The following is a 25394-nucleotide window of genomic DNA, read 5'->3' on the forward strand; positions in this document are numbered from 1 at the left end:
AGGAAGGGAGTCAACCAATAATGGGTGGTGATCTCCTGGGAGTGGTAGAGCATGCTCTGCAGTAACGACATGCCTTGTTTCAGATCATTGTCACGGCTGCGATTGATGTAACGCTTGTCATCATTGGCAGAGATCGAGGTGTGGCAAATTTGATGAACCTCGTCATCCCCCTGATCGACCCACTTGATGACGTATTCATCCCAAAGCACCCGCATACGCCAAAGCAGGTCGATGAACCCTTGTGCCCTCGCGGTACGCTGCGCGGGCTCCGCCGGCTGCAGTAAATGGGCCTCGAACAAGGTAAGCAGGTGCCGATCCAGCACACGGGGCAGATCCGGCTGCCCTTGCTCTTTCAACCAGATACGCAGCACATGCAGAAGGAACAAAGGGAAGCCAATGATACTGCGCGCCCATGGTGCCTCCCCTTCGTCCGCCGCGATGGTCGCGTATCCATTGTCAAACTCGGAATCTACACCGTTGACGATGTTCTCCAAGGTCAGTCGTTCAGCAGACTCCGCTTGTGCAGCCTCAGCTCTTCGCGACAGCAGCCCGTGCACAGCTACTGCGTGAAGCAACTGCCCTTTGCTATAGAGATCACCCAAACGGTGAGCCTCAAGCTGGGTATCCTGGCAGAGATTACGTTCGACAAAGCCACTCATGTCGGCACAAGCGTTCCACAAAGCTGCGTAACGGGAACGACTTTCGGCGGGGATGTCGCGCAGTAGCCTTGCCTTGAGAATTTCGTGATGCTGAAGCTGGATCCCGCGGTTGTTGATGACCTCAAACAACTTGTTCAAGTCCATCCCCTCAGGCACCTGTGTGAGCACGAGAGAAACCTTGCGGTAAACGAAGGAAGCCAGCTCCTTGAGGTATTCGTCATCCACAGGCTTGCCATCCGCACGCTTGTAGGTCTGCTTGAAAGAGGCCATCAGTTGCTGAGCTTCTCTCATGCTTTGAGTATCCGGGATCTCTGGGCTTACTCCACTTTTGCCAGGCATCATGCTGGCAAGGAAGGTGTTCACCTGCTCGCGTATCGAGAAATGCAGGCGTGGAACCACGCTGTCCTTCAGCACTACCCTGCTGAAGTCGCCCATCACTTGGTTCCATATGGCGACCGTGCTGAGCATCCACAGCGTCGTGAAGCGCTGCTGCCCATCGATTAGGTCGAAGCGGCGCAGCCCCTTAAGGCGATCTTGCTCAGAGGTTTTTTCGACCAGCAGGGCACCACCCAGAAAAAACTGGTCTTCGCCCCGATCAAAGGCATTCGCCATATCGGTCAGCAATGTCTTGATCTGATCATCACCCCAGACGTACAGACGCTGGTAGATAGGCACGTTGAAACACCAGGCCGCGTCGTCTTGATGAACCAGCTGTTCCAAGGTGAAGAGACGGGAATCAATACTCATGGCGATCTTCCTGGCAAGTCTTCAAGTACGTTTCGAGCCATCGCGATTTACCCGCAAGGGTCGAGCATTCGGAGTCCAACTGCCCTTGGTAGAAATCCAGGACCGCCCTCTTGTATCGCCCCTGCACCCCCTGCCCTGCTGATACCGTTTCGTTAGCATACGAAGACGCCACCGCTTGTTGTCGGTGCTGAAGGAAATCCAGCACCTGCTTCGGGTGGTAACTCTGGGCAATCACATCCAATAGGTTCAGCTCGGCCAGCCTGAAGAAATTGGCCGCGGTTTCCTGCTTGACCTGTTTTTTCTCCAGGCGAATCGCGCCCAGCAAAAACTCCAAGCGCAGGGCAAAAGCGGTCAATTGCTCAACGTCGAACTGATCGACATACATCAGGCTACAGAGCATGAAGGTCTCGCGCAGGTACTCCTGGTTACTACGCAGCAGCTGTTTGTAAATCGTGCGGAACCTACGGACCTGCGGACCAGGCGCAGGATCATTCATTAGCCGTTGCAGCAACGCTGCGTACTTGTCTGCGTATAGGAAGAACCCTACACCTTCATGGATGGGCTGACGCAACGCGATAGGCAGGCTTGCAGGATTTTGCCCGACTCGCAGCTGGCTACCCTGCAGCACATAATCACCATCTCCCGCCAGCGTCATGCAGGACGCTAGCCGATTGTGCCGGTTCGCGTAGAGCGGCACGCTGTCAATACGGCTACGGCTGTCGGCGGCGTGGGGCCAAGTGTCGCGCTGGAATTCTGCCAGGAGCGGTTCGTGCTTCCCCGTAGGCGTGTGCGATCCGCGCCAACGCCGCGCACGCCAGAGAAAACGATTGAATAAGTTAGGGGCGAAGTCCTGACCTGGGCTCAGCACCGCCGGGTGGCGTTGCAGCCTCTCCCAGCGCTCTGCACAATCCCTCTGCAGTGCAGCCTTGAGCTCAGTCTTCCCTTGCGCGTAGTCGATCGCACGCAGGTGATAGGCCTTGAGCAGGTCAGTGGCCTCCAAGCGCACCCCGCGGTTGTTCTGGGTGTCGAAGAAGGTGAAAGCGAGGTCAGTGCTGTCCACTTCGATCACTGTCAGCCGTAGCCTTTCGATGATCTGCGGCGCAATCGCCTCCATTTGCCTCAATGCCTGCAACCCCTCTGCAATATGTCGCGCGGATTGTCCCGAATAGCTGAGTGCCTGCCCCACTGGCAGCTTGCCGGTAGAGCGGTGGTACAACAGCGACAGCGCGGTGATGCGCTGCTGACCATCGATGATGAACCGCTTCGACTGGCTTGCGTCGCGATGCAGTAGTACACCACCCATGTAGTAAGGCAGGGTGGTATCCGCCTGTGCTGCATATGTTGCTAGATCATTGACCAGTTGCGTCAGCTTGTCTGGCCCCCAGACGAAACCACGCTGATAGCTGTCCAATGCCAACGGCCAATCGCTTGCATTGAGTAATTCGGCGAAAGACAGAGTACTGACCCGTACAAGCGAACTCGGCTTGGCGGGTAGGATTTCCCGGATCAATTTTCGTCCCAACGTTTACGCAGCGTCCTGATCAGTGCGTTTCCTCGCAAGGCGCGGCCGTCTGGCCCACAGAGTGCGACAGAACCTTCCGGTAACCCAAAGACGTCTTCGATCCTTGCCCGGATGGTGCTCACTTTCGCATCCGAACGCGCGGCCCGATAGCGAGCCGCCTTCCGGTTTCCGATAACGACCGTTGAGTCTTCTTCCTGGTCATCCGAAGCCTCCAATTCCTCGGTATCCCAGGTCTCTTCCGCTTCATCCTCCTCAACCAGCTCGCCATCGTCGTCGGCCTCTTCAGCCTCGTCGACTTCAGCGGTCAGGTCAGCCAGCGTCTGGGCATGGGAGTACCATGTGCTGGCATCCTCTTGTTCCCACACTAAGCCATCCTGGACATGGAAGGTGCGCAGGGCTGCGGAAGACGGAACGTAATCACTGAAGCGCGACTTCACGGCCGGCAAACGTTCAAAGCCAGCCCCCAAGGCACGCAGCACCTTTTCTGGGCCTGCAACCAGCAAAAATTCAGACCAGCACGGCTCGCGGAAATTGACGCTGACAGTACCGTACATATATAGAGTCGCCCGCAGTGATGCGTCCTGCTCAGCCAATTTGGTGAGTACCTGCATCACCGTGCGGTAGATGCTGAAACCTGCGTCCTCGATGGACTGCGAATCGACCTCGACGGTGGGTAGGGGCGATTTACTGTTGACGAACGCGAGCTCCGTCACCGATTTCTTGATCATTGCCTTCATTCCTTGACCGGGACCTTGGGTGGGCTTCACGAGCTGATTTGTCACGATTGCAAACGTTGGAGATGAGCTCACAGAGCGACTACGGCCTTCCCCTGCAAAAACCGCATGGTTGAGAGGGCATAATGCCACCACGGCATGTTAAAACTCTACCATCCCTCCTCGAACTTGGTGCCATGGGGGTCGCCACGTTGTACAGCAGCGTCATGCCAGATCAACTGGGTGACGGCTCCAACCTATTAGGCAAGCGGATTCTGGTCATTAGTCCGATGATGCTGGATAGCCCGACCCCATTGTGAGCTTGCCCAAGGCTTAACATCTCAAGGCTAAAGCCGTAACTCTCCTGCCAATGTCTACCGATCGCGCTCGGCAATAAAGTCAAAATGCATATTTAATAGCCGTATGACATCATGCTCAGAACCCTGAGCCTGGCAGTGGGCTGATGCACTGCAAACAACAGTGATGCGACAGGAGAGGCTGACTGATGGACCGAACCAAACGACTTGAGGCGCTGGAGGCGGAGTACCAGCTGTTTGTTAACCAGCGCGACAATGCCCCCCCGAGCAAGCCCCGCATTGCCGCCTGGGGCCTGGTCAAGGCAGGGAAAAGCTCCCTGCTCAATATGCTCAGCGGCCACGCCAGCGACGAGCATTTCCAAACCGGTGATGTGCGTACCACCCGTACCAACCAAGCGCTGGAACTCGACAACTACGTACTGGTGGACACCCCAGGTCTGGGCTATGACCAGAATGACACTCAACAAGCGAACCAAGGCCTCGATGCTGCTGATGTTGTGCTGTTCGTTCATGCCCCGCCTGGTGAACTGGACCAGGAAGAAGTGGCCCTCCTCGACCAGCTGCGCAGCGCTTTTGGCCAGGATGTTGGCGAGCGGGTGGTGCTAGTGATCAGCCAGCTGGACAAGCTGCAGGACGCCGACCTCGCCGCAGTCAAGGACACCATCGAACGTCAGGCCTTGATTCATCTGGGTACGGCGCCTGAATGCTTCGTCATCTCCAACACGCGCTTCAAAAGCGGTGTAGAGAAGAACAAGCAAGGGCTCTGCGAGAAAAGCGGCATTCCACAGTTGGCGCAGCATCTGCTAACACTTTCGAAAAGCCTCGCTCAGTCTCTGGCAGAGGCCCGGCATAAGCGCCTGGCACGGCGTGCTTTGGAGCTGGGCGAGCGGATCGACGCTGAGATCGAACGGGACCTCAAGCTGATCGAGCAGATCACCGAGCCGTATGTGGTCAAGGCCAAAGCCTTCGTAGAGCACATCGACGGCGCTCGGCGCACCTTCAAAGCTCATACGTCCGAAATGCAAAAAGCACGCACCAAACTCGACAGCCTCAAGTAAGGAGACTTGCAATGCCTCTACCCTGGTTGATCGGCGTTGCGGCAGTCGCTGCTGCCGCCGCCATTGCCAAAGCGGTCAGTGACGACAGCCCGTCATCTTCGAGCAGCACCACGCACCACGACGATAGCGAACGGCGTCAGCAGGAGCAGGAAGCCAAGCGCCAGCGGGAACGCGAAAACCTGAAGGCCCGAGTGCAGTCACTTGCAGGCGACCGACGGGAACAACTCAAGGCCCAGCTCAGGGGAGCGGCATCTACGCTAGCCGCCTCGTCAGACAGACACAATCCGGTCACTGAAAGTGTCAACAATATGACCCGGTTGACGCTCGAAGGGGTTTCTGGGGATCAGCTCGAACAACGCATCCGTAGCACCGCATCGTCGACATCGAGTTACGGCAAGACGGTCAAAGCCATTCTTCAGGCGTCGCCCTCCATGGAAGGCGGCCACATCGTTCATTTCATGCAGGGCGTGAATCTGCTCGAATCCGTGACCGCGCCTGCCGAGGCATCTGCCTCCGACCAGGCAGCGCTCGCCCAGGCGCAAGCGACCCTGGCACGTATCGAGCGGCTGCAGCAGCTGAAACGTCAACTTCTCCTTCAGGCGTAATTGATCCATGAGCACTGTTACTCGCGATGAGTTGATGCAGGTCTTTCAACAACTGCAGGGTCAGTTTTCCAGTAAGAAGCGAGACTTAGCGCAGGCCCAACAACGCTTCGATACGCTACGCACGGGTTTTGTCACGCTGTTGCGACAGCAAACCGAAACCATGGCTAGCGCCGTCAGCGACAATAACCCGCTCAAGGAAGGCGCGTCCCAGATGGCGCGACGCCTGAAGGATCAATTCAGTGTTTGGGAAGAACGCGCCGAGATACGTGCGAGAGGCGCGGAGTTTCGTGAAAACTACAACGATTCCCTATTGGTATTCGTGTACGGCAAGGTCAAGTCGGGCAAGAGCTCGCTAGGCAACTACGTGGCCTGGGGGCACAGTGAGCCAACTGCGCAACTCAAAGACCACGCCACTCTGAAACCAACGTATTTCTCCCATGACCGAACCGACGTCGCCAGCGGCGACAAAGAAGGCGAGGCGTACAGTTCCAAGCAATTCAGGGTCGGCGCCACCGAGGCCACCAGTTCTATTCAAGGCTTCAAGCTGCCTGGGTTCACCTGGGTCGACTCTCCAGGGTTGCATTCGACCAATTCGGCCAATGGCGACTTGGCGCGCAAGTATGTCGACCAGGCGGACCTGATTCTCTACACCATGAACTCGCAAGCTCCGGGCCGCCAATCCGACATGAGCGAGGTCAGCAGCCTGCTCGATGGTAAGCGCACGTTGATGATTCTGCTGACCGGCAGCGACATCACCGATGAAGACGAGGACGACGATGGGCAACTCGTCACCGAAGTATTGATGAAGTCAAAGGAAACCCAGCAGCGGCAAATCCTGGAGGTCACCGGCAACTTGGTGGAGATGCAACATGACGCTGCCAACCATGTCACCATCCTGCCTATCTCGACCCGTTTTGCCGAGCGCCACCCCTCGAACTTGCAAGAAAGTGGCCTGGGTACCTTGTACCAAACTCTCAAGGCATTGGCGCAAGGCCCAGGTGTCGATCTCAAGCTGACTACCCCTCTGAACAACCTGCGCAAGGCTATAGCTGAAACCTGCGACGACCTGAGCCTAATCAAGGAGCTGACCGAGACGTTCGACCAGCAGATCCAAAAGCAGGAGCAGGCGGTAGAGCGCGAGCTGCGAACTCTGAGCCAGAAGGGCGTCACCGAAATGCGCAGTTTCGTCAACCAACTGTTCAACGGGCCCCGCACCGACGACGCGCAGCTTCAACTGCGCGAGCGCCTGGCCACGGTGCTAGGCAAGCTGACTGGCGAGGCCATAAAAGGCATCGGTGAAAGCCAGCAAAATACGCTGCAGCGTGCGTTCGACACCAGCCGTCTCGGCGCCATCCCTGCTTACCGGGAAGTTACGGTCGAGAAGGAATACACCAGCGGCACCCGCAGCAGCACCAAAACTGCCTGGGGCGCTGGCGGGGCGGTTCTCGGTGGCGTCATTGGCTTCTTCGTTGGCGGCCCCGCGGGCGCAGCTGCGGGGGCCTCGCTGGGGAGTGCCGCGAGCATGATTGGCCGCGGCGCCGAGGCCATCCGCGCCAAACACAACGTGGTCGTCGGCGACAACCTGGAAGAACAACGCCAAGTGGCCATCGAGCAGTACGCCAATGCCCTACCAGATTATCTGACCGAGCAGGTACGGGGCATCTACGAGCCGCTGAGGGACTCCATGCTCGAGTACTGCCAAATCCTGACCATCGAAATGGAGCGCCTGCGTCAGGCACTCATCACCCTCGAAACGAGCACTGCACAATGACCCGACCAGGCCCGATGACCCAACTGCTGGCCCTCTATGAGGAAGTGGATGGACTCTGTGAAACCTACAACCCGCAGGCTGTCGCCAGCATTCGCGAACTGAGCCGGGCGAAGAAGGCCCAGGCCGGCGCGAGCATCATGGTGTACGGCGTCTACAACGCCGGTAAAAGCACGCTGATCAACGCCTTGCTCGGCCAAGAGCTGGCCGCGGTAGCCGATGTGCCGGAAACCGCCCGTGTGCAAGGCTATCGCTGGGGCGATTTCGAAGTGCTCGATACGCCCGGCATCGACGCGCCGCTCGAGCATGAAGCCATCACCCGAGAGCAGCTGGTGCAGTCGGATGTGGTGATCTTCGTAGTCAATCCGCTGGGCGTGGTCGAGGAAGAGAAAACCCTCGATGTGCTGCTTGAGCTGGTACTTGCTGGCAAGATGATCTTCCTGGTACTCAACTGCAAGAGTCGTTTCGACCCGATCGACCTGGCCCGCATCAAAGACGAACTCAGCGAACGCATTCAGCAGAAGGCCGGTAACCAGAAAGTGCTTGGGCATATCCCGATCGTCGAGGTCAACGCCCGCTCCGCGCTCAAGGCGAAACTGGAGAACAAGCAGAACCTGCTGAACAGCTCGGGCTTTCCGAAGTTCGAAAGCGATCTGGCCGGGTTCTTTGCATCCGTAGAGCAGAAGGCCATCGTCGCACGTGTCGCCACCGAACTGCGCAGCTTCCTCGATGCGACGGTAGCCGAGCTGGACAAACACCAGGACCAAGCCTCGATCAAACGCCTGGACGCTTTCTATGGCGAAATCGCGCGTCGCGAGATCGATATTCGCCACGGTTTGAAATCGTTGATCGAAGCCAAGGCCGCCTACGTAGGCAAGAGCACGATCACTGCGCTGAACCAGAACATCGATGGCGCTCAGGGCAAGATCGAGCAGCTTATCGGGCAGGCCAACGAACAGATCTGCAGCGAGCTTGAAGACGCACTCACTCGCCTGGGCCTAGACGCTTCCGAGATGCTGGACGAAGTCATTCGAGAGGTGCAGGTACAGCCACAGGCCTACAATGCCCAGGCTGCACCGGACCTCGATACACCTGAAGCTCCCGCCGACCAGGCGCCCGCATCGCAAGGTATCGACCTGAGCCTACTCGAATCCGGCGTCCGCCAGGCCAGCAGCATGCTCAAGGCCGAGCATGTCGTCAGCGTGCTGAAAGTCGGCAAGCAGTGGCTGCCGACACTGTTCAAAGGCGTCGGCCCGGTCACCATGGGCAAGGTTGCCGAGCAGATCGTCGGTAAGGTCATCCCGGTCATCGGGATTGCTTTCCAGGTAGGCAGCACGCTGTACTCCGCCTTCGCTGGCGACCCTGACCAGCAGCGCCTGGAGGAACAGGCCAAACGCGAGGCCCAGGAGCGCGAGCGTCGCGACCAGGCGATCCAGACATTCGCCGATGAGACTGCCTGGGAATTCTCGCGGTCGCTGAACACCATGGTCGATACCCACCTGAAGACCAACTTCGCCGAGATCAAGGATAAACTGCAGAGCCTGCGTGGCAGCCTCGGCCAGGACCAGCGCCGCCTCAGCGAGGACCGCGAACGCCTGGTCCAGTGCCAGGCCGCAATGGGTGAGTATGCCTGAGACTCCCCTGCGCTTTGCCTGCAGCCGCTGCATGGAGTGCTGCCGACGCGTGCATCTGCTTGCTGATACCGCCACGATGGACCGCGGCGACGGTGTCTGCCGGCACCTGGATGAAAACGACGCCGGTTGCCGCATCTATGACCAGCGGCCAGACGCCTGCCGCGTCGATCGGCAGTACGAGTTGCATTATCGCCAGGCAATGAGTTGGGAAACGTTCGTCAGGATGAATGAAGCCGGATGCAGACAATTGCAAGCTCTCGGAGCTAGCGAAGCTACCCGAACAATCCCGGCCTCTACAGACAACCGCTACACACAACCATAGGGACTTCAGAATGGGTATTAGCTACCGCGCGGATGATGACCTGACCTTTCTGCAATATTGCCGGGAAGACGATATCCGCAACCTGGCGGCCTATCTCATGTTCGACAAGGACGGAGAAAAGCGCAGGGCAAGCGAAATCGCTGATGATCCGCAATTCAAGAAGCTGCAGGGCCAGCCAGATCAATGGCGGCGATGCTGGCAACTGGTTGCTGGTGAGCTACAACATTTCGCTGGTGACTCAATCGTCAACCTGTTCCGCCGTCAGGGTGTGCTTTACAAGGAAATGCTCTGCGACGTCTGCGACAAGACCGATGTGAAATACGACAGCAAAGCCAGCGCCTACGCTATCGAAAACCAGCTTATCGAGAAGTTGGTGGCAAAGAGCTGGGAACAAATGTCGCCAGAACAGCGGCGTAGCACAGCCGAAGAAATGAACCTGAACGGCTCGCTCGGGGCGGTGCCGCTGGTCGCGATCCTCAATGCAATTCGTGCAGGTGGCCTGGGCTCATTGCAGTGGTCATCCTGGCTTGCCAGGGGCGCCACTGCTTCATTCAGTAATGCAGTCGGGGTAACCCTAGGTGGCGCTGCGGCTCTGGTAGGTGGGCGCGCGGTAGCGGCCATAGCCGGGCCCTTGGCAGCGATCGCCGTCACCGTTCCTCTGCTCAGCGGTACGGCGTACCGGGTCACTATCCCGGCTGTCATTCAAATCGCCTTCATGCGGCGGCAGTATGAAAAAGAGGATCACTTCTAATGCAGGCAGCAGCAGAACTTCTGGAAAAAATCTGGGTGCTCGACGAGGCGTCTTTTTCGAAGGCCCTTATCGATGCACTGGCAGCAGGCAAGGCTGTCATTCATGACGGCGTGGCTTATTACGCGGCGGGCAGTGGTAAGACGGGTGTCATCCAGCATCTACCGTTCAAGGAAACCGTGTTCAAGTCCGCCGAAGAAGCACTCAAGGCCGCGCAGTTGACCACCGTGATGGCCACCGCCGCGTCGACCTGCGTGATTCTCGGTGCGCTGATTATCCAAACCAAATACCTGGCGGCAAAACTCGACAAGATCCAGAACACCGTCGACGAAATCTCCAAAGAGTTGCATACCCAAAACATCGTCTATTACATGGACAAGGTCACCGACTACATCGGTAGCATCGAAGTAGCCCGCACCTTGCTAAAGGACCGCAGCCTGGCTAGCGAAATCAAGGAGATGGCCTTCCCCTTGCTGGCATCAGCCGCAGCCAAGCGCAATCATGCGATGTCGTTCATCGACAACATTCTGGCGTTGGCGCAGAACAGCAACGAGTTGAGCAGCAAGCACTACGAGCTGGTAGTGAACTTCGCGCACATGATGCTGGAGATCATGCCGCTCGGCATCCATACGGAATATTTGCTGGCGGCCCGGGTAGGCAAACCAATGCTCGCCCAACTGATACTGGAAGATGGCGCAGAGCGTTATCAGGGCGCAATGCAACAATACAAGGCATTCCTCAATGCCCAACATCGTGAACTGGTACGGGGTAACATGGGTGACAAAACCGTGGTCCTGCAGCGCATCGAAGACAAGGCTCGCCACTTGATTCAATCGCAAGAGAATCAGCTACTGCTCACGTTGCCCTACGGCCGTATGGCAACGCTCGAGGCTGCATAAGCTCACTAGCCAGCACAGTCGAAAAGGGGCTCGGAGATGAGCCCCAGCTCGACTGGATCAGACGAGGCTCGCTCGCCAGCCAGCCGCAGGTGTTTTCTCAGCATGAACAGCTTACGTTCACATGCGCAGTAGCTGATGCCGGAAGCGCGCCTCCAGCGAGGGTATTTCCAACAGTACATCTTCATCCTCATAGACATCGTAGGAACGCTCCAACTCGATTTCTCCCGCCATGAATGCCTCATCAAATGGCGCATCTTCGTCGATCTCTTCGTGCAGCGCGGATGTGTAACCCTTGATCCACAGCTTGCGCTTGTCGGCGCTGACAACATAACCCGAGGTATATTCAGTGCCTGCCAGACGATCTGGTTCGGCAGTACCCTTACGTGCCAACCCAGTGATTGCGATCACCAGATGCGCCAATTCATCCATGTCCGGGCAAACGAACTCGTGAAAGGCCGGCCAAAACGCCATGTCCGCCTCCGAAGCGCGCCACCCCTTGGTGTCATTGACCTCACTCAGATCTTCGTAGGGGTGCGAATGGAACGTGCCAATCAGCTCAAGCTGCGGCCAGTACTCGCCGAAGAAATCCCGCTTCATCGCGATGGACTCGAAATCAGGCCGCACCCAGTCGGTGTGCCTCAGTGCCGAGGTCTCGACAGTGGCGACCACCGCGACCAGGCGCGCCGGCACTCCGTTGCGCACCGGTAACGCATACCCCCACAGCAACCCGAACGTCTCGAGCTTCTTGTTGCTTCGCCCCCGAGCATGAGCTCTGTGTGACACTTCGTAAGCTTCAATGGCCGAAGTAAGCAGTTGTGGCAGAACATGATCCTCGACGATGACCTGCGTTCGCATTTATTCCTCCTTGGTTTCCGATCGCTTGCCATGTTCCGTGGGCGTCTATTCATCTTCCATCCCAGCACTGGCAAATTGCCGCAACTTTAACCGGTTTTCCTGCCGAGTGCCGGGCAGAGCCCCAGTAATGCTCCTTGTTCGAATGCAGATGCACAAATTAATGGACAACCTTTCAGCTCCACCGCCTTCCCGATATCCTCGAACAGGTCGTCAATGCCATAACTCGGCGCGCGTCAAACCGAACCGGCGGCCGCCTCCCGCGCCGCTTTCTCGCGCTTCATCTCGCTGTATTCGCGGTACAGCTCATAACCCTTGGTAGCGATCACGATAAAACCGACAACGGCAAAGATATTCTTCATGGCTGAATGCTCCTGATTGATCGACTTGTCCGCTTATACCCTAAACCCGCCGCCGCGCCAGCAAATCCGCCACCGCCCCCGCAAACCACCCGGCAGTACGCACCTTCAATGCCTTGCCCCCACACTTAGGACACTGATCAATCCACTCTCCCGGCGCCAACGCATCACTGCGCGGCGCCACTGTTTTCGTCCAACCACAACCTTCACATTCAAAAGTGAAGGGTCTGGGTTTTACCGGCATTTTCAATCTCCTTGGTCGCTACGCAAACTTACTTTCTTCAATGCGTTCAACTCGCGGGATAAGCCAGTTCAATCTGCTCATCAAACTCACCGCCAACCCCGCAATACTCCCGCGGAACACGCTCGATATCTTCAGCGACCTGCGCAATCACTTGCCGCAGTTCCAGGCGCTCAAGCCACCGATCAGGAATAACGGCAACACCATACTGCGCCCCTAGCAAGTGCCCGACGACCAGCCCTGTACTGCTGCTGTCGCCACTATGATTAACCGCCGCAATCACCCCCTCTTCAAACGAACGCGCAGTCAACGCACACCAGAGCCCAATCGCCAGCACCTGTTCAGCGCCCCAGCCACCGGTAAAATCGTCTATCCGTTGAGGGCTGGGTGTGTACCCCTCGTAAAAGAAGAATATCGCGCGCTCGACAAGGCTGCGCGTTTCCTCGATACCAGGTACTTGCCCATACCTGGCCAAACTCTGCGTCACAGCGTGCTCCAAGCTATCTGGTCGATCGACAACACGCTGCAGAATGTCGGCGAACAGCCCAGCCGCCAAGTAACCTGTCGGGTGCCCATGCGTCAGTCGCCCGGACTGCGATGCATAGTCAAATGCATTGGCAAAGAATGCACAGGGTGCAACACGAACCAAGGCACCGCAGCCCTTGCTGTTGTTTTCGGCAACCATACCCAATCGTCCGCTGACCTTGAGCGCACTCATACCGGTTATGTCTGGCGCACGACGCGACCAGAGCTCCATTTGCCTGATAAGCCAGCCATCGGTGGCGACCGGTATCAGCGAAGGGTAATCCTGGGTAGTCAGCCAACGCAGCAGCGCGTGATGAACAATGCCGGGCACATGACATGCCTGGCGCGAACTGCCTAGCACATAAGCCCGCAGCAAGCCTTCGGCAGTGAACAGCATCATCTGTGTGCTGTCGCTGATCGCACCGGCGCTGCCATAAGCCGGGGCAAAATCAATGATGCCCTGTGGCCCGAACCTGGCCTCGATCACAGCCCACTCAAGCACCTCCACGGGGGAGCCCAGCGCATCTCCGGCGGCGCCCCCCAGCAGGCAGCCGCTGATCCGTTGAATTCTGTTCATATCGTTCCTTAACACCCTTCTCCAGAAGCCAGGTCCTGCAAAATCACCAGCTTGCGCTGCAGCTGCGCAACATGCTCCCGCTCTGCGCGCAATGCCGACCGCAGCTCGCGGTTTTCCATTTCCCAGATCTGTAGCCAGCGCAAGTCCCTCTGGCAGTGCTCGACCTTTTTCCCAAGCTCGCCGAGCTTCAAAGCCTGCTGAATCAGCACCAGCAGGATGATCCCCATCGCCACCAATGCCCCTGTCGCAACCACTTCCGGCACAGTCATGCTCATATCCTTTGCTGCCCCCGATGTATTCCGAAGACAAATCGAAGATATGTAATGCAAAGCTACACGTCTAGAATGTAGACTTATACAGGTAAAGTAATCGCGCACATGGAGAGGGTATGAAACGCAAGCAATCCATCGAGCAGGTACGCTGGGACCTGGCACTTCGCTATCGTTTGATCGAGACCGTTGCCTGGTGGGAAGGCCGGCTGACCACGGGCCACCTGATGCAGAGCTTTGGCATCAGCCGCCAGCAGGCGTCGAAGGACATCAATACCTACATCACCGAACATGCGCCCAAAAACTTGACATATGACAAGCAGCTAAAGGGCTATGTGCCAAGCAAGCACTTCAAACCGCTGTTCATCGATGACAGCGCCAGCGCCTACCTGCACCTGCTTTACCAGAACAATGAGCGAGCCCCGCACATCGACGGGCTGGCACTGGCCTATGCGCATACCCGGGTGCTGGAAGTGCCGGACCGGCCTATTCGCCCGGAGGTGCTGCGCCCCTTGCTCAAGGCCTGCCGGGAAGGCCTGCGCCTGGAAACCGAATACGTGTCCTTCAACACCCCCAACGTGGAGGTACGCCTCATCGCTCCGCACACGCTGGTCTATACCGGCATGCGCTGGCACGTGAGGGCTTACTGCGAAAAGAATGGCCAGTATCGCGACTTCGTCCTCAGCCGCCTGCGTGGGCAGCCAGACTTGCTCGACCAATCGCCGAACAGCCGCGAGCAGGATGAAGACTGGAATGTCGAAGTACCGATCATCTTCGAGCCTGATTGGCGGTTGAACGAGGCGCAGAAGGCAATTATCGAAACCGACTTCGGCATGACGCAGGGGCGGTTGGTGGTGCCTAGCCGCAGGGCACTGGTGAAGTATGTGTTGCAGCGGTACCAGATCGACCACCGCAACATGGCGATACTTCCCGAGGCCCAGCAACTGGTGGTGAATAATCTCCAGGAACTGCAGCCGTGGTTGATGAAGTACTGACACTTAGCTCTTCGCAGCGTCGACCGAGATAAACTGCGGGGCTGCGCCAACCTGCTCGGCAAGCTGGTGCCGGTCATTATTCTGCTCATGCTGGATGACCTGGACACATTTTTGGGTAGGCGTGAGTTACCGTGGCCGTTTAGCTCAGTGACCGCGTTTGGGCCATGGGTCGCCAACAGTGGGCGACCGAGCCATCATCGGCTAGCCAGGAATCCTTGCAGCAGTATTCCAATCGGTATTCCAATGTAAAATTCAAACCAGAATTCACCCAACATAATCAACATGTTACTGAATTAATTCAGATTACCCCGGCTCACCGGACTGTCCTACAGATCTATAATATCTCCCACACAAAAAAGCCCAGTCGTTACCGACTGGGCTTTTTCGTTTTCAATAATGGTCGGGACGGAGTGATTCGAACACTCGACCCCTTGCACCCCATGCGTGCAGGACACACCTAAAGCCTTACGGATCAAGGCCTTGAGCGGGCGCTCGCTGCAAACGGTGCCGCACTGTGCCATACCCGATTTCACCATCCCCCGAAAATCTCCCCACGGGCTTCGGCCTGCATCCGGCGTTCTGCCGACCGTTTCCCTTCCTTTATATAGCTACTCATAGGGCTGCCCCATCCAGCGCCCACAGCCTGGCCGACTCGACGATCTCCAGCATGTCGACCAGGTCGTCGTCATCGACTTCCTGTCTCCGGTGAGCGGCATAGGCCATTTCACTGAGCACAGCCGCACGCCCATCAGGATCAGTTATCAGGGCCGTCTGGTCGTCCAGTTCCGCCACCCAGGCCCGAGGTAATCCCACCATCATTCTGCCCTGCACCACCAAGACTGCGCGTAGAGCACGCCGTCGACCTCCTCCAGCCCGTTGATGTTGATGCCGAGCTGGGCCATTCCGTTGACCTTGGCATCGTGCAGCCGCGGGATGATGTCCGGCCCTGGCGACGGGTTGAACACCCAGGCCTGGGTCGAAACCCGGCCCAGCGGCTCGCTGTGGTGATCGCCGATGTGGATGTCGGCCCGAATGGGTGTGATCTTGCCGAGCTGATTCGTAGGGATGGCCACGCCATTTACGCGGCGGCGAACGAGGAGGAAGTACATAGGGCACCAATACTGTATGGATAAACAGTATCGTATAGGCGGGATCGGTCGCGGGCAATTGCCGGTCAGCGGATCAGTGAAGAGGTGGCAAATCCTTGCCTCTCGCCTTGGCGATGACGCGAAGCTGGTAATCGGACACCACCTGGAACAGCGACTCAGCCAGTAGACGCAGGCGTTCGATCTCCTCCGCCGGCGCTCCGCGATCCTGAGCCTGGTGGTACTCCCGCAGTGCGTCGATAGCCTGCTGAATCAGCGGCTCGCCGGCCTCAACCATCCCTATGAAGGTGCGCTTGTCCAAAATGCGATGCCCTGTCCAGTTGATGAGCTGAGTATAGGACCGGTTGGGAGTATGTAGAACGGGGTCTGCTGGTGACTCTAAGGCATCAGGCTGATATTATCTGGCCACGCTAGCTTTCCACTCATAGGGACCAAGATAGCTAGAAGCCCCGGACGCCAGCATCCGGGGCTTCGTTTTTTCTGCGGGTAAGCTACGGATCCTTCATCCGGTCAACCACAGCCTCGCACGCCAGGCCGGCTATTCGGCTTCGCTCAAGCGCTGCTGCGCAGCTGCCCGCCATTCGGTCAGACTCTTCAAGCAATCCCCCGAGCACCACGACGGCAGAGGTTCTTGCCTGGCGCTGCTGGGTAGCGATGGTATTGCAGGTGGCTCGGTGGCCGGCGCGCAGTCGGTCGATTTCCCCGCGCAGCCCGCCAGCAGCAGACTCAGCAGCAACAGCCCTGCCTTCAAGATCGGTGTATTTCTCATCTGCTTTCCTTCCGGCTTCGTCCGCCACTGCCTGGCGGCGCTGTTCTTCGGTTCTGGCCTGGGCGACGGCGCGCCGTTCACGCTCGGCCACCTGCAGGCGGTAGTCGGCCAGGGCCTTGTCGGACTTGGCAGTTTCCGCCCGGGCATCAGCCGCCGCGCCATCGGCAATCACGACCCGGTACTGCTGTCCGCCGGCGACAAGCACCAGGACGATCAACCACCAGCACCAGGCAGGCACCGCGCCGAGCCAAGTCACGACAGCACTGCCTTCAGCGCGGCGGCATAGTTGCGCTTGAACTTCGCCCGCAGCTCCTCGGGCTGACGGTCATAGGCGCCAGGTCTCCATACTCGCAGGTACAGCGCCCAGGCCCCCTGCTCATCGCCGGCCGCCGGCAACGGCTTCGGATCGGTCCACAGCAGTAGCCGGGCCAGAGCCGCAGCAAGAACTGGATCACGGCCAATGGCCTGGTATATCGAGTCGGCATTGAACGCCACCCCGCGGGATCGGCAAACCTCTTGAGTCATCGCCTTTACCGAGCCGTGGGTCATCACGCCAACCACGCCGCCGCCCTTCTCGAACTGGTAGTCGCCCCGGGCTGGACCCTTGACCTGCTGCTCAAGGCGCGTCGGGTTTTCCTGCAGGCTGATGGCGTGAAGGATGATCCTCGCGGGGAGCGTGCCCATCTGCGGCGGCAGCAGTGCCAAGCCTTCTCGAATATCAGTTTCCAGTGACATGGTTTCTCCCGGAGAAAGTAAGCCCGCTCTTGGCGGGCTACATGAATTTCAGGCACAAAAAAACCGCACAAGGCGGCTCGTTTTCGTAGCTGATGGTTATGCGATTCCGTACACAGACTTCATTGCGGCAACCAGATCTGCAAGCTGAGCCTTACCAAGGTCGCTGGTCAGCAGCGATCCGTTGAACGTGTAAATGTCGCCGATCTTCGAGTTGGCCAGACCGCTGGATGGGTGATACCCCAGCTCGAGATACGAGCCATCGACAATCACCGGGGAACTGCTGCGCTGCAGGGTAGCGAAGGTTGCCGCCTGGTTGACGGCAAGCGACAGCAATTGCGAATCACTGAAGTCGATGACCACGATCGCCCATGCGCCAGCCGGGCGCGCTACTCGAGCGACTGCTGTGTTAGTGATCACTGGCCCAGCTGCCATGAAAACATCGGTGTTCGGGGAGGCTGCGAGCGATCCGTAGTAGCGCAGCGTAAGCGAGGTATATTCATCAGCAGGGCTGAAGCCAGCCAGCAGGTTGACGGCCCCGCTGGCAGAAACGTCTGCCGATGCCAGCGCTACAGCAGCAACAACGGTATAGGAAGTCGTCAGACTCCCGCTTGGCAGGGCCAGGCCCGAGTTAGATCCTGCTGCCAGTGCCTTCTTGCCAGAAACCTCGGTGAGGCTCAGGTTTTTCGGAGATGTTCCCTTGGATACGAGTGGCTGGCCAGTGACTCTACATCTGCCAGTAACGCCCCCTCCTGAAACTGCAGTCATCGCTCGAGCCGCTGCCGCATGCTTCAATGAAGAGATTTTAGCCGCCACGGTATCGGCGGCATTCATGTTGATACGCGGCGCATTTGCCGATGCCGCTGCCGTTACGCCTGGAAGGACGATCAGTTGGCCTGCCATGTGCTTTCCTTACCTTGTATCAAAGGGATGTGATGTTGATGCGCTGGTGGCATGCCCAGTTGTAGAGAGGCTGCCCGTAAGCATCCTTGTCTGGGCTGCTATCCCGCAGGCATGAGCGCGGGCCAGTGGTCGGGCCGCCGTTAGAATTTGGCAAGCCGATATCTGCCAGGCCTATGTATGAGCCAGTTCCGGTTGGATCTGCTGTCAGGGTGATATCGATGGTGTTAGGGCCAGCCATCGCTACACCCTGAATCGCCGCGACCCCATTGCTATCTACGTACCGGAAACCAAGGCTTCCTGGATCGGTCACGCTGACGTTATCGATAACGAGCGGCGCGACAGGCGTGTAAAACTGCACCCTTACGATGCGCCCAGTGCGCACAGCAGAAACCATATGTGTTGGTTTCCATGAGGCCCCATTGATGATCGCTTCGGCAGCCCTGGCATGCATTGAGCCAACCCGAACAGAGGACATCGATGGAAGATGAACACCGTCTTCAGGGTTTGTAGGTACCCAGTACTTTGGCCCGGCGCAGTAGAACCTAGACGGATACTCAAGGGCAGCCTGGAGCTGCTCAAGTGGAACGAAGCTCTCTGTTACGCCAGCATACGCACTCCAGTTGCTGATCTGGTCAAGCAGGATCGGGATCACGCCACCTTGGCCACTGACTGCCTTAATGTCGGTGTCATAGTCGGTCTGCAGCTGCAGCAACGAAGAGAGGTATGTGCCTTGGGCGGCTGAACGATCTGCCTCACCCTGAATCCAGTCAATAAACGGAACCTTGTACCCAAGTCCGCGAGCGGTGCATTCAGCCTTTGCTGCCGTGACAGCAGTCATGCTGTTCGCATACCTGCCGGTTGGAGAGCCTTTCGATAGCTGGGCGATGGTGTAACCGCCTCGCCCGTGGCAGCTCGTAAGAAGTCCAGCGTTGCTTGGCAGGCCCCGATTTCTATTAAGCTGGGCAGATAGCTGAACCGCTGGGGTTTCTTGCGTCTTCCCAACCAGTGGAATGAATGGAGCAACCATATCGGAGGTCAGCGTTGCATCCTGATTGGTAAGCCGCACACCATCCTTGATGGTGAACAAACGATTAGCCGTAGGCGGCTGGGTGGTGATCAGCGGAGAGTTCGTGCCTACTGATAGCGACTGACCTGAACTGATGATGTGAAGCAGAATCGTCACGTAATCTGCGGTCGAGCCAGGCGTAGGCGTGTCAACAGTAATGCTGCCAACAGAACCGCTCCTGCGTACATAGGAAAGCCTTCCGCTCGACACAACAGGCGAGAAGTTGTCGCCCGTCGAGGTCACCTGATAGGGGGCGTTATCGACGATCACCCAAATGTCCTGGGCTCCGATTGGCCCATCAGCGAATGCGGTGACCTCGCTGCCGCCAAGGCCGTATACCACGACCTCGCCGCTCCATTTGATGCCCAGAAGGACGACGCCGTTGGCATCAGCAACGCCCCATGCGTAGTCGCCAATCAGGTCTAGACCAGGAAGCTGATCAAGCAGCGCATGCGCGGCACCGTTTGCCTTTACCCCGAGGATCGCCCGGTAATCCTTGTCCACGACGGCCCAAGGCATTTCATCAGCCAGCGAGCGAGGCTGAGAAAGCCCGTAAGCAGCGTCCGCAGTCTCTGAGGCCCGCCTTGTCGCGCTCGCATTGGGATAGCTGTCCACGAACACAGCAGCAGTACCGCTTTTGCGGTAGACATCGACATATAGATCCGTTTCGCTAGAAAGCACGCTGAAGTTGGTTCCATCCTCCGTGCCAGCAAGGCCTTCCGCCACGGAGGTATAGGGCATTGCGCCGCCAAGCAATGTGGCCAGGTTCGTCATTACCATGGCGTTGGTAGGGCGCATCACGCCTCCGCCAACATCCATCATCTTCACTTCGGGCGACAGCAATAGCTCGTTCGTCGTCCCGACAATCCGGTCCAGCTCCTGAAGGGTCTGTTGGCCGCTCATCAAATCTTCCTCAATAAAAAGCCCGCACTAGGCGGGCTTGGTAACTTCTGCGGCGTCATGCCGGCGGGAACTGGTCGTCGTAGGTGTAAACCCTGGCGTCGTAGGGCATGCCCTTCATCGCCGTATTTCCTTCTTTTCCTGGGTCTGAACTGGTGACCAGAACCGGGTAGGCCCAGCGTGAGGCCGGGCCGAACAGGATGTGTGGCGGCTCCAGCGGGCCATCCACCACCGGAGTGAAGTCCAGGGCATCTACCCGCACCGTGTATTGATCCACCTGCGTGGCAGTCCATGGCCCGGATAGCGTGCCGTCCAGCTTGCGCACGCCGATCCGGTGCTCGCCGCCGGCGCTGAAGTCCAGCGGCTCCGAAGAAGTCAGCAGGGTTCCCGATCCGGTCACCTCGAAGGCCAGGAGAATCGCGCTCTGGCACCGTTTCGGCGCGTCATCCGCAACTGCCGCGAAGCTCAGGTAGCCGCTGTTGCTGCCGTCCATCTCGGTTTCCCAGGTGTAGGTGTCGGTCCGGAACTTCTGGTGGCCACGCCGGCGCATGCCAACCCGCCAGGCTCTGGTCCTGTCGCTGACTCCCGGCATCTTGATCTTCTCGACCTTGGTGCCGAGGTCACCTGGCCAGCGGCACTCGACCGTCTCCCACGCCCAGGTGGCGCGCGAGAAGAACTCCACATCCACGCCATCGAAGTCGTTGATCGACGGCATCGCGCCGCTGATCTTGAGCATCTTGGTCATGTTCTGCGGCGAGTAGGTTTGCGTTTTCGGACCGTAGGTCACGTCGAACGCTGCCCGAGCACTGTCACGAACCGGGCGCAGCAGGCCCCGGAAGGTCACCAGCTCACCGAAGCTGCACGCCAAGGCGTTGTTGATCATGTCCTTGACCGTGATCGTCGAGTCCAGCGTCTCGTCGTAGGTGTCGCCGCGGGCAACGCAGATGTTGTGGAAGGCCTGCCACTCGGGCAGATCCAGATCATCGTCCGTGTACCCGCGCTGCTTCAGCTGGTAGATGCACCAAGGCACGATGTCGCGGCTTGGCCCAGTACCACCCTCCATCAGCGGCAGGATACGAGTTGCCTCGACGCTGACCTGGCTCTCCGACTGCGCAGAAAGCCGGTCGCCGCCACGGATGTTGCAGGTGATGACCGTCAGGCCGGGGTAGCTGGTGGGTGAGTTCTGCATCCGCCCGCGCAGGTCCGTCCAGGTGGCGTCATCCCGCGCTTCATCGTTGATCCGGCCGGGCCGGTCAACATACTGCTTGCGGATACGGGCCTCGGCTCGCATTGCGTATGGCAGCGTGATTCGCTCGGTGAAGCCTTGGGCATCAAGTGAGCCGCCCACGTTCATGTACTGGAGCTGCGTCCAGGCACCGGCCACGTCCATGTCGCGGTACTCGAACACGTAGTAGGTCGGGATCTCGTAAATCTGCCCTTCCCGGCCGATACCGGCCAGGCCGTTGGCGTAGGTGACAGTCCACTCCAGCTGGGTGACCTTCTCGTTTTCCGGGCAGCAGGCGAATGGCCCGCGGTAGCCGCCCTGCAGGTTCGAAGCGTCCAGCGTGATGAGACCGTTCACGGTCTGCATGGCGTTGAAGCCGGGCCAGCCCGCGTCAGTCGACCCGGACGAGGTCAGGCGCTCAACCTCGAGCAGGCTCGTGCTGAACGCCGTGATCCGGTACCGCAGCCCGCGCGGGCCGATGGTGGCCAGCCCCTGCCCCAGTGCCAGACCTACCACAGGCGACCCGCCGTCATAGTCCAGCGTCATTTCCGCTGGCTGCTCGGGTATTGCACTGGTAGTTGCGGTGCCAGTCACGCCGACGGGCGACGAGCCCAAGATGGTCGATGCGCCGGTGGCCGTGATGGCCTGGCCGGCGAACGGCGTTAGTTCAACGAACCGCACCATACCGCTGCTCTGCTGCGCCTGGAATGGAGTTCCGCTGAGCTGAGTATTCAGTGCAGATACCAGGCCGGCGAGATCGGTTGTGGCGGTGTTCAACGTCACCGGGTAGGTGGACGCGCCGCGGACCAGGCTAAAGCTCAAAGGCGTGACGTCGAAGTCGTACCGGCTCGGTGCGGCTGAGCCGGTCAGCGTCGACGCGGTGCCGGGGTTGGCCGGTACGCCAGGGCTGTATGGCGTGTAGCTGTTGACCACGTATAGGCCAGCATTCGCCCCGGCCACCTCAATGAGCATCCCAGCCGTGGGATTCAGCATCTCCAGCGGGCCACGGATGATGTCGCGCCCTGCACCACCGTCGATCACCGTGTAGGTATACGGCGCAAGCACACGGACGATGATGCCGTTCGACCAGTCGGCCGGGAACTGGCCCGAGCCGGACGGCACGCTGATCGTATTGCTCACGAACTGGTACGCCGAAGCCGTGGCCGATCTGGTGAGGTCGGTGGCCATGGTCAGTTCCAGGCCGGCCGAGCCGCTGGAGCTTGCCCCAACCTCAGGAACGTTGAACCAGTTGACGTGGGCTGGGTCGCCCGACAGATCAGCGCCTGGCGGGTAAATCGTGAACGTTGCGTCGGATCCCAGAGAGATCAGCGGGGTTTCGCCAACCTTGACCTTGGCCAGCGGTACGTCGTACTCGCCTTCGCCGATGTACAGCAGCATTTCCACGCGCTGGTCACGCGGGGCGACGTGCGCCCGGCGGGGCTGGGTCAGGTACGACGGATAGACCCGCTGGTGCCCTGCGATCTGGCGCACTGGCTCGCCCAGCTTGACCTTGTTGCCCTTGGCGCTGGCCTCGGTCAGGGGATCGCCCTGCTGGGTACCGGCGCTGGATGGCATGCCGGGCATCTTGGGCATGATCGACTTCAGCACCGCCTTCGCACCTTTGAACAGCGCAAAGGTGATGGAAAACGGGTCTGTGCCCTTGGGCTCCCGGTAGATCTGTAGTAGGTCCGAAGGCTTGAACTTCACCTTGTGCCACACGTGCTGCTCGATTACCTCATCATTGAGCACAACGCTGATTGGCGGACTTTCCCGGCGCTCATAGGACGGGGCAAGGGACTTCAGCCACTCCTCAATGGACATGCGGCGGTCGGTCTTCCAGGTGCCGAGCGGCGCCGTGTCACTCAGCTTGTTCGGATAGAACTCGATCACGGTAATAGACCACCTTGGGGTGAGCGGCTTCGAACTCGCCGGTTGTGCGGAGGCATGCGCCGCCGGGGTTTGTGTCCAGCACCTTCAGCCGGCCCTCGCTGAGGAGCACCGTGCCGACATGCAAAAGCGCTGTTCCGCGCAGCACTGCTGCAATTGCCCCAGGCTCCGGAGCGCACTCCTCCATCGCCTTGCGCAGGCTGCGGTAGGCCTTGGTGTTTTCGCGGATCTTGTCTTTGCCAACCGCCCCCAAGCACGGGAGCCATGGCAGACCGAACAGGTCGTGACGGATCGCCCGGCACATGCCCCAGCAATCGAAGGCAGTAGGCCCCCGTGCACCCTCGCGATACGGGGCGCGCATGAAATTCTCGATCATGGTCAGATGTACTTCAGGCCAGGTGCCAAGGTAGTGGTCAGCACGGTGCGCAGACCGTTGGTGTTGAGCAGGTCAAAGAAGCCGGCGGTGAGCTTGGCCACGTCGTCTTCGTACTCCCGGCTGAGCAGCGTCATGCGGTACCGCTCTTGCGGGAACGTCAGGTCTTCGGCCAGATAGCGCCGGAAGGTGATGATGAAGCGATCGTCGGCTGCTTTGGCCTCCTCCACGACCTCCTGCACCTCGCCCGTGACGTTGTCCAGGCCCAGCACCAGGTTCTGGAACGCGCTGTTGTCGTTCTTGGGTAGGGCCAAGTCCATGGCCATTGCGACGAAGGTAAGCGTCCGGCCGTCCTCGGTGATGCACACCCGGTCTTCCCAGCCGGAGCAGTAAAGGTGAGAGACCGTGCCGCCCTCCTTCCGCGCCTCGATCGTGTCGACCAACTCCCCGCGCCCCGAGGCGTAGCACTCTTCGATCAGACTCATCCGAAGTACTCCGTGTGCCACTTATCAAGGATGGATTGCAGGCCGGCGTTGAACTGGTCGAGCGGCATGCCCAGGTAGGCGCCGAGGTACTGGTCCTCGGTGTAGACCGGCCGTTTCTTGAACTCCAAGCGAGCAGAGAACCGCCAGCGCTTTATCTGAGCCAGTTCCCCGCCGGTGGGGATGCCCTTGAAATGGACCAAGTGCACCTGCATGCCCAGCGGGGTCTGAAGCGGCATCTCGAACCACTCGACGCCAAGGTTCAGAGCCCAGGTATACCAACCCTCGAACAGCGCAGCCTCTTCCTGGCTGAAGTTGAATGTGAACTGAGCGGAGGTCGGGGGATTGCTGGTTACCCGTCGATACCGCGACCGGCCGGTGACCATCGGCGTGGCCCGCATCGGATCGACCGTGCTCAGGCCATACCCCTCCTGCAGAGGAAGTGGCAATTCTGCCGGGTATTGAATCATTGCCATTCCTCATTAGGAGCCAGAACGCTTCCAGCCATAAGCACCCTCGCCCGCATCCACCACACTGCCGACGCCAGTAGCGAGCTGCTGGGCAACCTCATCAACGGCAGCTTTGATGATGATGTCCGTGTCCCCATTAGGGCGTTGGCGTGTCTCCATTTGGCTGTTGGTGTAGTTGTGGACGTTGATGTTCTGCTGGAATCCAGCCGCGCTGGTGGTTCCGGCTTGGCCTTGCGAGCCGCCGGTCATGCGTGCCGAGGTGATTGGCGTGACATTGCCGGTACGCAACGCCTCGACTGCAGAGACACCGCCAAAGCGGCGGATGTCAGCCTGCGACCACACCACTTCACCTTTGTGCACCACGCCGGCCGGCTCGTACTTACCGCCTGCACCGGTGTAGCCGCCCTCGGAAAATCCTTTGAGCAGTGCATACGCCGCGACCAGCGCGCTGCCACCAACGACCGCCGCAGCACCGAACGTACCAATCGATGCCGTCAATGCAGCCGGCGCCCAGGACGCCAGCGTCTCAGCTGCTGCAGCCAGGTTGGCGGTCAGGACAGTGCCTATCGACGACAGGCTGCTGGCCGTCGTAACCGCGTCCGTGGTCAGCTTGGCTGTGGTCTTGACGCCTTCCGCCGCGACCGTCTCCGTTGCCTCCGCTTCGATCCCGG

26 protein-coding genes and 1 pseudogene are annotated in these 25394 nt (G+C 59.1%); 8 read left to right on the top strand and 19 right to left on the bottom strand.

What is annotated here, in order from left to right; genetic code table 11:
• From HP546_RS07365 to HP546_RS07375, 3 genes are all read right to left on the bottom strand, one after another.
• The coding region (locus HP546_RS07365) for a DUF262 domain-containing protein (RefSeq protein WP_172221841.1) at window positions 1-1406 on the bottom strand (1406 nt) is incomplete at its 3' end.
• A complete protein-coding gene (locus tag HP546_RS07370) occupies window positions 1396-2916 on the bottom strand; it encodes a DUF262 domain-containing protein (protein WP_218584461.1) in 1521 nt (506 codons plus the stop codon). The genes HP546_RS07365 and HP546_RS07370, both read right to left, overlap by 11 nt.
• Window positions 2913-3656 carry a hypothetical protein gene (locus HP546_RS07375; protein ID WP_172221846.1) on the bottom strand — a complete coding sequence of 248 codons (744 nt, stop codon included), beginning with the start codon at window positions 3654-3656 and terminating at the stop codon, window positions 2913-2915. Before HP546_RS07375 ends, HP546_RS07370 begins: the two co-directional genes overlap by 4 nt.
• 490 nt (window positions 3657-4146) lie before the next feature.
• Here HP546_RS07375 and HP546_RS07380 point away from each other — a divergent pair, with 490 nt between their 5' ends.
• Genes HP546_RS07380 through HP546_RS07405 form a run of 7 tightly spaced genes read left to right on the top strand, consistent with a single transcriptional unit; the run spans window position 4147 to window position 10992 of the window.
• Window positions 4147-5016: a GTPase gene (locus HP546_RS07380; RefSeq protein ID WP_172221863.1), complete on the top strand. Its 870-nt coding sequence runs from the start codon at window positions 4147-4149 to the stop codon at window positions 5014-5016.
• 11 nt (window positions 5017-5027) lie between these two features.
• The gene (locus tag HP546_RS07385) at window positions 5028-5621 is read left to right on the top strand and encodes a hypothetical protein (RefSeq protein WP_172221866.1); all 594 of its coding nucleotides are present in this window, start codon (window positions 5028-5030) and stop codon (window positions 5619-5621) included.
• A gap of 7 nt (window positions 5622-5628) precedes the next feature.
• Entirely contained in the window at window positions 5629-7392 is a 1764-nt protein-coding gene (locus HP546_RS07390; protein ID WP_172221868.1) for a dynamin family protein, read from the top strand.
• Window positions 7389-9023 carry a dynamin family protein gene (locus tag HP546_RS07395; RefSeq protein ID WP_172221884.1) on the top strand — a complete coding sequence of 545 codons (1635 nt, stop codon included), beginning with the start codon at window positions 7389-7391 and terminating at the stop codon, window positions 9021-9023. Before HP546_RS07390 ends, HP546_RS07395 begins: the two co-directional genes overlap by 4 nt.
• Window positions 9016-9345 carry a YkgJ family cysteine cluster protein gene (locus tag HP546_RS31765; RefSeq protein ID WP_323054622.1) on the top strand — a complete coding sequence of 110 codons (330 nt, stop codon included), beginning with the start codon at window positions 9016-9018 and terminating at the stop codon, window positions 9343-9345. The genes HP546_RS07395 and HP546_RS31765 overlap by 8 nt, the downstream gene beginning before the upstream one ends.
• Before the next feature lie 10 nt (window positions 9346-9355).
• The gene (locus HP546_RS07400; RefSeq protein ID WP_172221887.1) at window positions 9356-10096 is read left to right on the top strand and encodes a DUF3944 domain-containing protein; all 741 of its coding nucleotides are present in this window, start codon (window positions 9356-9358) and stop codon (window positions 10094-10096) included.
• Window positions 10096-10992: a hypothetical protein gene (locus HP546_RS07405; protein ID WP_172221890.1), complete on the top strand. Its 897-nt coding sequence runs from the start codon at window positions 10096-10098 to the stop codon at window positions 10990-10992. The genes HP546_RS07400 and HP546_RS07405 overlap by 1 nt, the downstream gene beginning before the upstream one ends.
• Window positions 10993-11109: 117 nt before the next feature.
• On the opposite strand, the gene HP546_RS07410 is transcribed toward HP546_RS07405, so the two are convergent.
• The 4 genes from HP546_RS07410 to HP546_RS07420 form a co-directional block, all read right to left on the bottom strand.
• Window positions 11110-11847, bottom strand: a complete 738-nt coding sequence (locus tag HP546_RS07410; protein ID WP_172221893.1) for a hypothetical protein — start codon at window positions 11845-11847, stop codon at window positions 11110-11112.
• A 233-nt stretch (window positions 11848-12080) separates the two neighbouring features.
• Entirely contained in the window at window positions 12081-12206 is a 126-nt protein-coding gene (locus HP546_RS31310; RefSeq protein WP_256678437.1) for a hypothetical protein, read from the bottom strand.
• Between the two features lie 287 nt (window positions 12207-12493).
• Window positions 12494-13546 (bottom strand): ADP-ribosylglycohydrolase family protein, encoded by a 1053-nt coding sequence (locus tag HP546_RS07415; RefSeq protein WP_172221896.1) that lies wholly within the window; start codon window positions 13544-13546, stop codon window positions 12494-12496.
• A gap of 8 nt (window positions 13547-13554) precedes the next feature.
• Window positions 13555-13815 (bottom strand): hypothetical protein, encoded by a 261-nt coding sequence (locus HP546_RS07420; RefSeq protein ID WP_172221899.1) that lies wholly within the window; start codon window positions 13813-13815, stop codon window positions 13555-13557.
• Window positions 13816-13934: 119 nt separating this feature from the next.
• Between HP546_RS07420 and HP546_RS07425 the strand changes: the two genes are divergently transcribed.
• Complete coding sequence (locus HP546_RS07425; RefSeq protein WP_172221901.1) at window positions 13935-14810, top strand: WYL domain-containing protein; 876 nt, start codon at window positions 13935-13937, stop codon at window positions 14808-14810.
• A 612-nt stretch (window positions 14811-15422) separates the two neighbouring features.
• Here the strand turns inward: HP546_RS07425 and HP546_RS07430 are convergent.
• The 12 genes and pseudogenes from HP546_RS07430 to HP546_RS07485 form a co-directional block, all read right to left on the bottom strand.
• On the bottom strand, window positions 15423-15629 hold the full coding sequence (locus HP546_RS07430; RefSeq protein WP_060537540.1) for a hypothetical protein: 207 nt from the start codon (window positions 15627-15629) through the stop codon (window positions 15423-15425).
• Complete coding sequence (locus tag HP546_RS07435) at window positions 15626-15919, bottom strand: hypothetical protein (protein ID WP_060537539.1); 294 nt, start codon at window positions 15917-15919, stop codon at window positions 15626-15628. Before HP546_RS07435 ends, HP546_RS07430 begins: the two co-directional genes overlap by 4 nt.
• 73 nt (window positions 15920-15992) lie before the next feature.
• The gene (locus tag HP546_RS07440) at window positions 15993-16217 is read right to left on the bottom strand and encodes a hypothetical protein (protein WP_060537538.1); all 225 of its coding nucleotides are present in this window, start codon (window positions 16215-16217) and stop codon (window positions 15993-15995) included.
• Window positions 16218-16407: 190 nt separating this feature from the next.
• Complete coding sequence (locus HP546_RS07445; protein ID WP_172221904.1) at window positions 16408-16941, bottom strand: DUF2514 family protein; 534 nt, start codon at window positions 16939-16941, stop codon at window positions 16408-16410.
• Window positions 16938-17420: a hypothetical protein gene (locus HP546_RS07450; protein WP_172221907.1), complete on the bottom strand. Its 483-nt coding sequence runs from the start codon at window positions 17418-17420 to the stop codon at window positions 16938-16940. The genes HP546_RS07445 and HP546_RS07450 overlap by 4 nt, the downstream gene beginning before the upstream one ends.
• A gap of 96 nt (window positions 17421-17516) precedes the next feature.
• Window positions 17517-18320, bottom strand: a complete 804-nt coding sequence (locus tag HP546_RS07455; RefSeq protein WP_172221910.1) for a hypothetical protein — start codon at window positions 18318-18320, stop codon at window positions 17517-17519.
• 19 nt (window positions 18321-18339) lie between these two features.
• Window positions 18340-20289: a hypothetical protein gene (locus HP546_RS07460; RefSeq protein WP_172221913.1), complete on the bottom strand. Its 1950-nt coding sequence runs from the start codon at window positions 20287-20289 to the stop codon at window positions 18340-18342.
• A 55-nt stretch (window positions 20290-20344) separates the two neighbouring features.
• On the bottom strand, window positions 20345-23401 hold the full coding sequence (locus tag HP546_RS07465) for a host specificity factor TipJ family phage tail protein (protein WP_172221916.1): 3057 nt from the start codon (window positions 23399-23401) through the stop codon (window positions 20345-20347).
• Window positions 23370-23774: a hypothetical protein gene (locus tag HP546_RS07470; RefSeq protein ID WP_172221919.1), complete on the bottom strand. Its 405-nt coding sequence runs from the start codon at window positions 23772-23774 to the stop codon at window positions 23370-23372. The genes HP546_RS07465 and HP546_RS07470 overlap by 32 nt, the downstream gene beginning before the upstream one ends.
• A gap of 2 nt (window positions 23775-23776) precedes the next feature.
• Window positions 23777-24256 carry a DUF1833 family protein gene (locus HP546_RS07475; RefSeq protein ID WP_172221922.1) on the bottom strand — a complete coding sequence of 160 codons (480 nt, stop codon included), beginning with the start codon at window positions 24254-24256 and terminating at the stop codon, window positions 23777-23779.
• Window positions 24253-24723 carry a transposase gene (locus HP546_RS07480; RefSeq protein ID WP_172221925.1) on the bottom strand — a complete coding sequence of 157 codons (471 nt, stop codon included), beginning with the start codon at window positions 24721-24723 and terminating at the stop codon, window positions 24253-24255. The genes HP546_RS07475 and HP546_RS07480 overlap by 4 nt, the downstream gene beginning before the upstream one ends.
• A 12-nt stretch (window positions 24724-24735) precedes the next feature.
• Window positions 24736-25394 (bottom strand): annotated as a pseudogene (locus HP546_RS07485) (phage tail tape measure protein); the annotation flags it as partial.

Source organism: Pseudomonas sp. CM25, from assembly GCF_013179705.1.
GTDB lineage: Bacteria > Pseudomonadota > Gammaproteobacteria > Pseudomonadales > Pseudomonadaceae > Aquipseudomonas.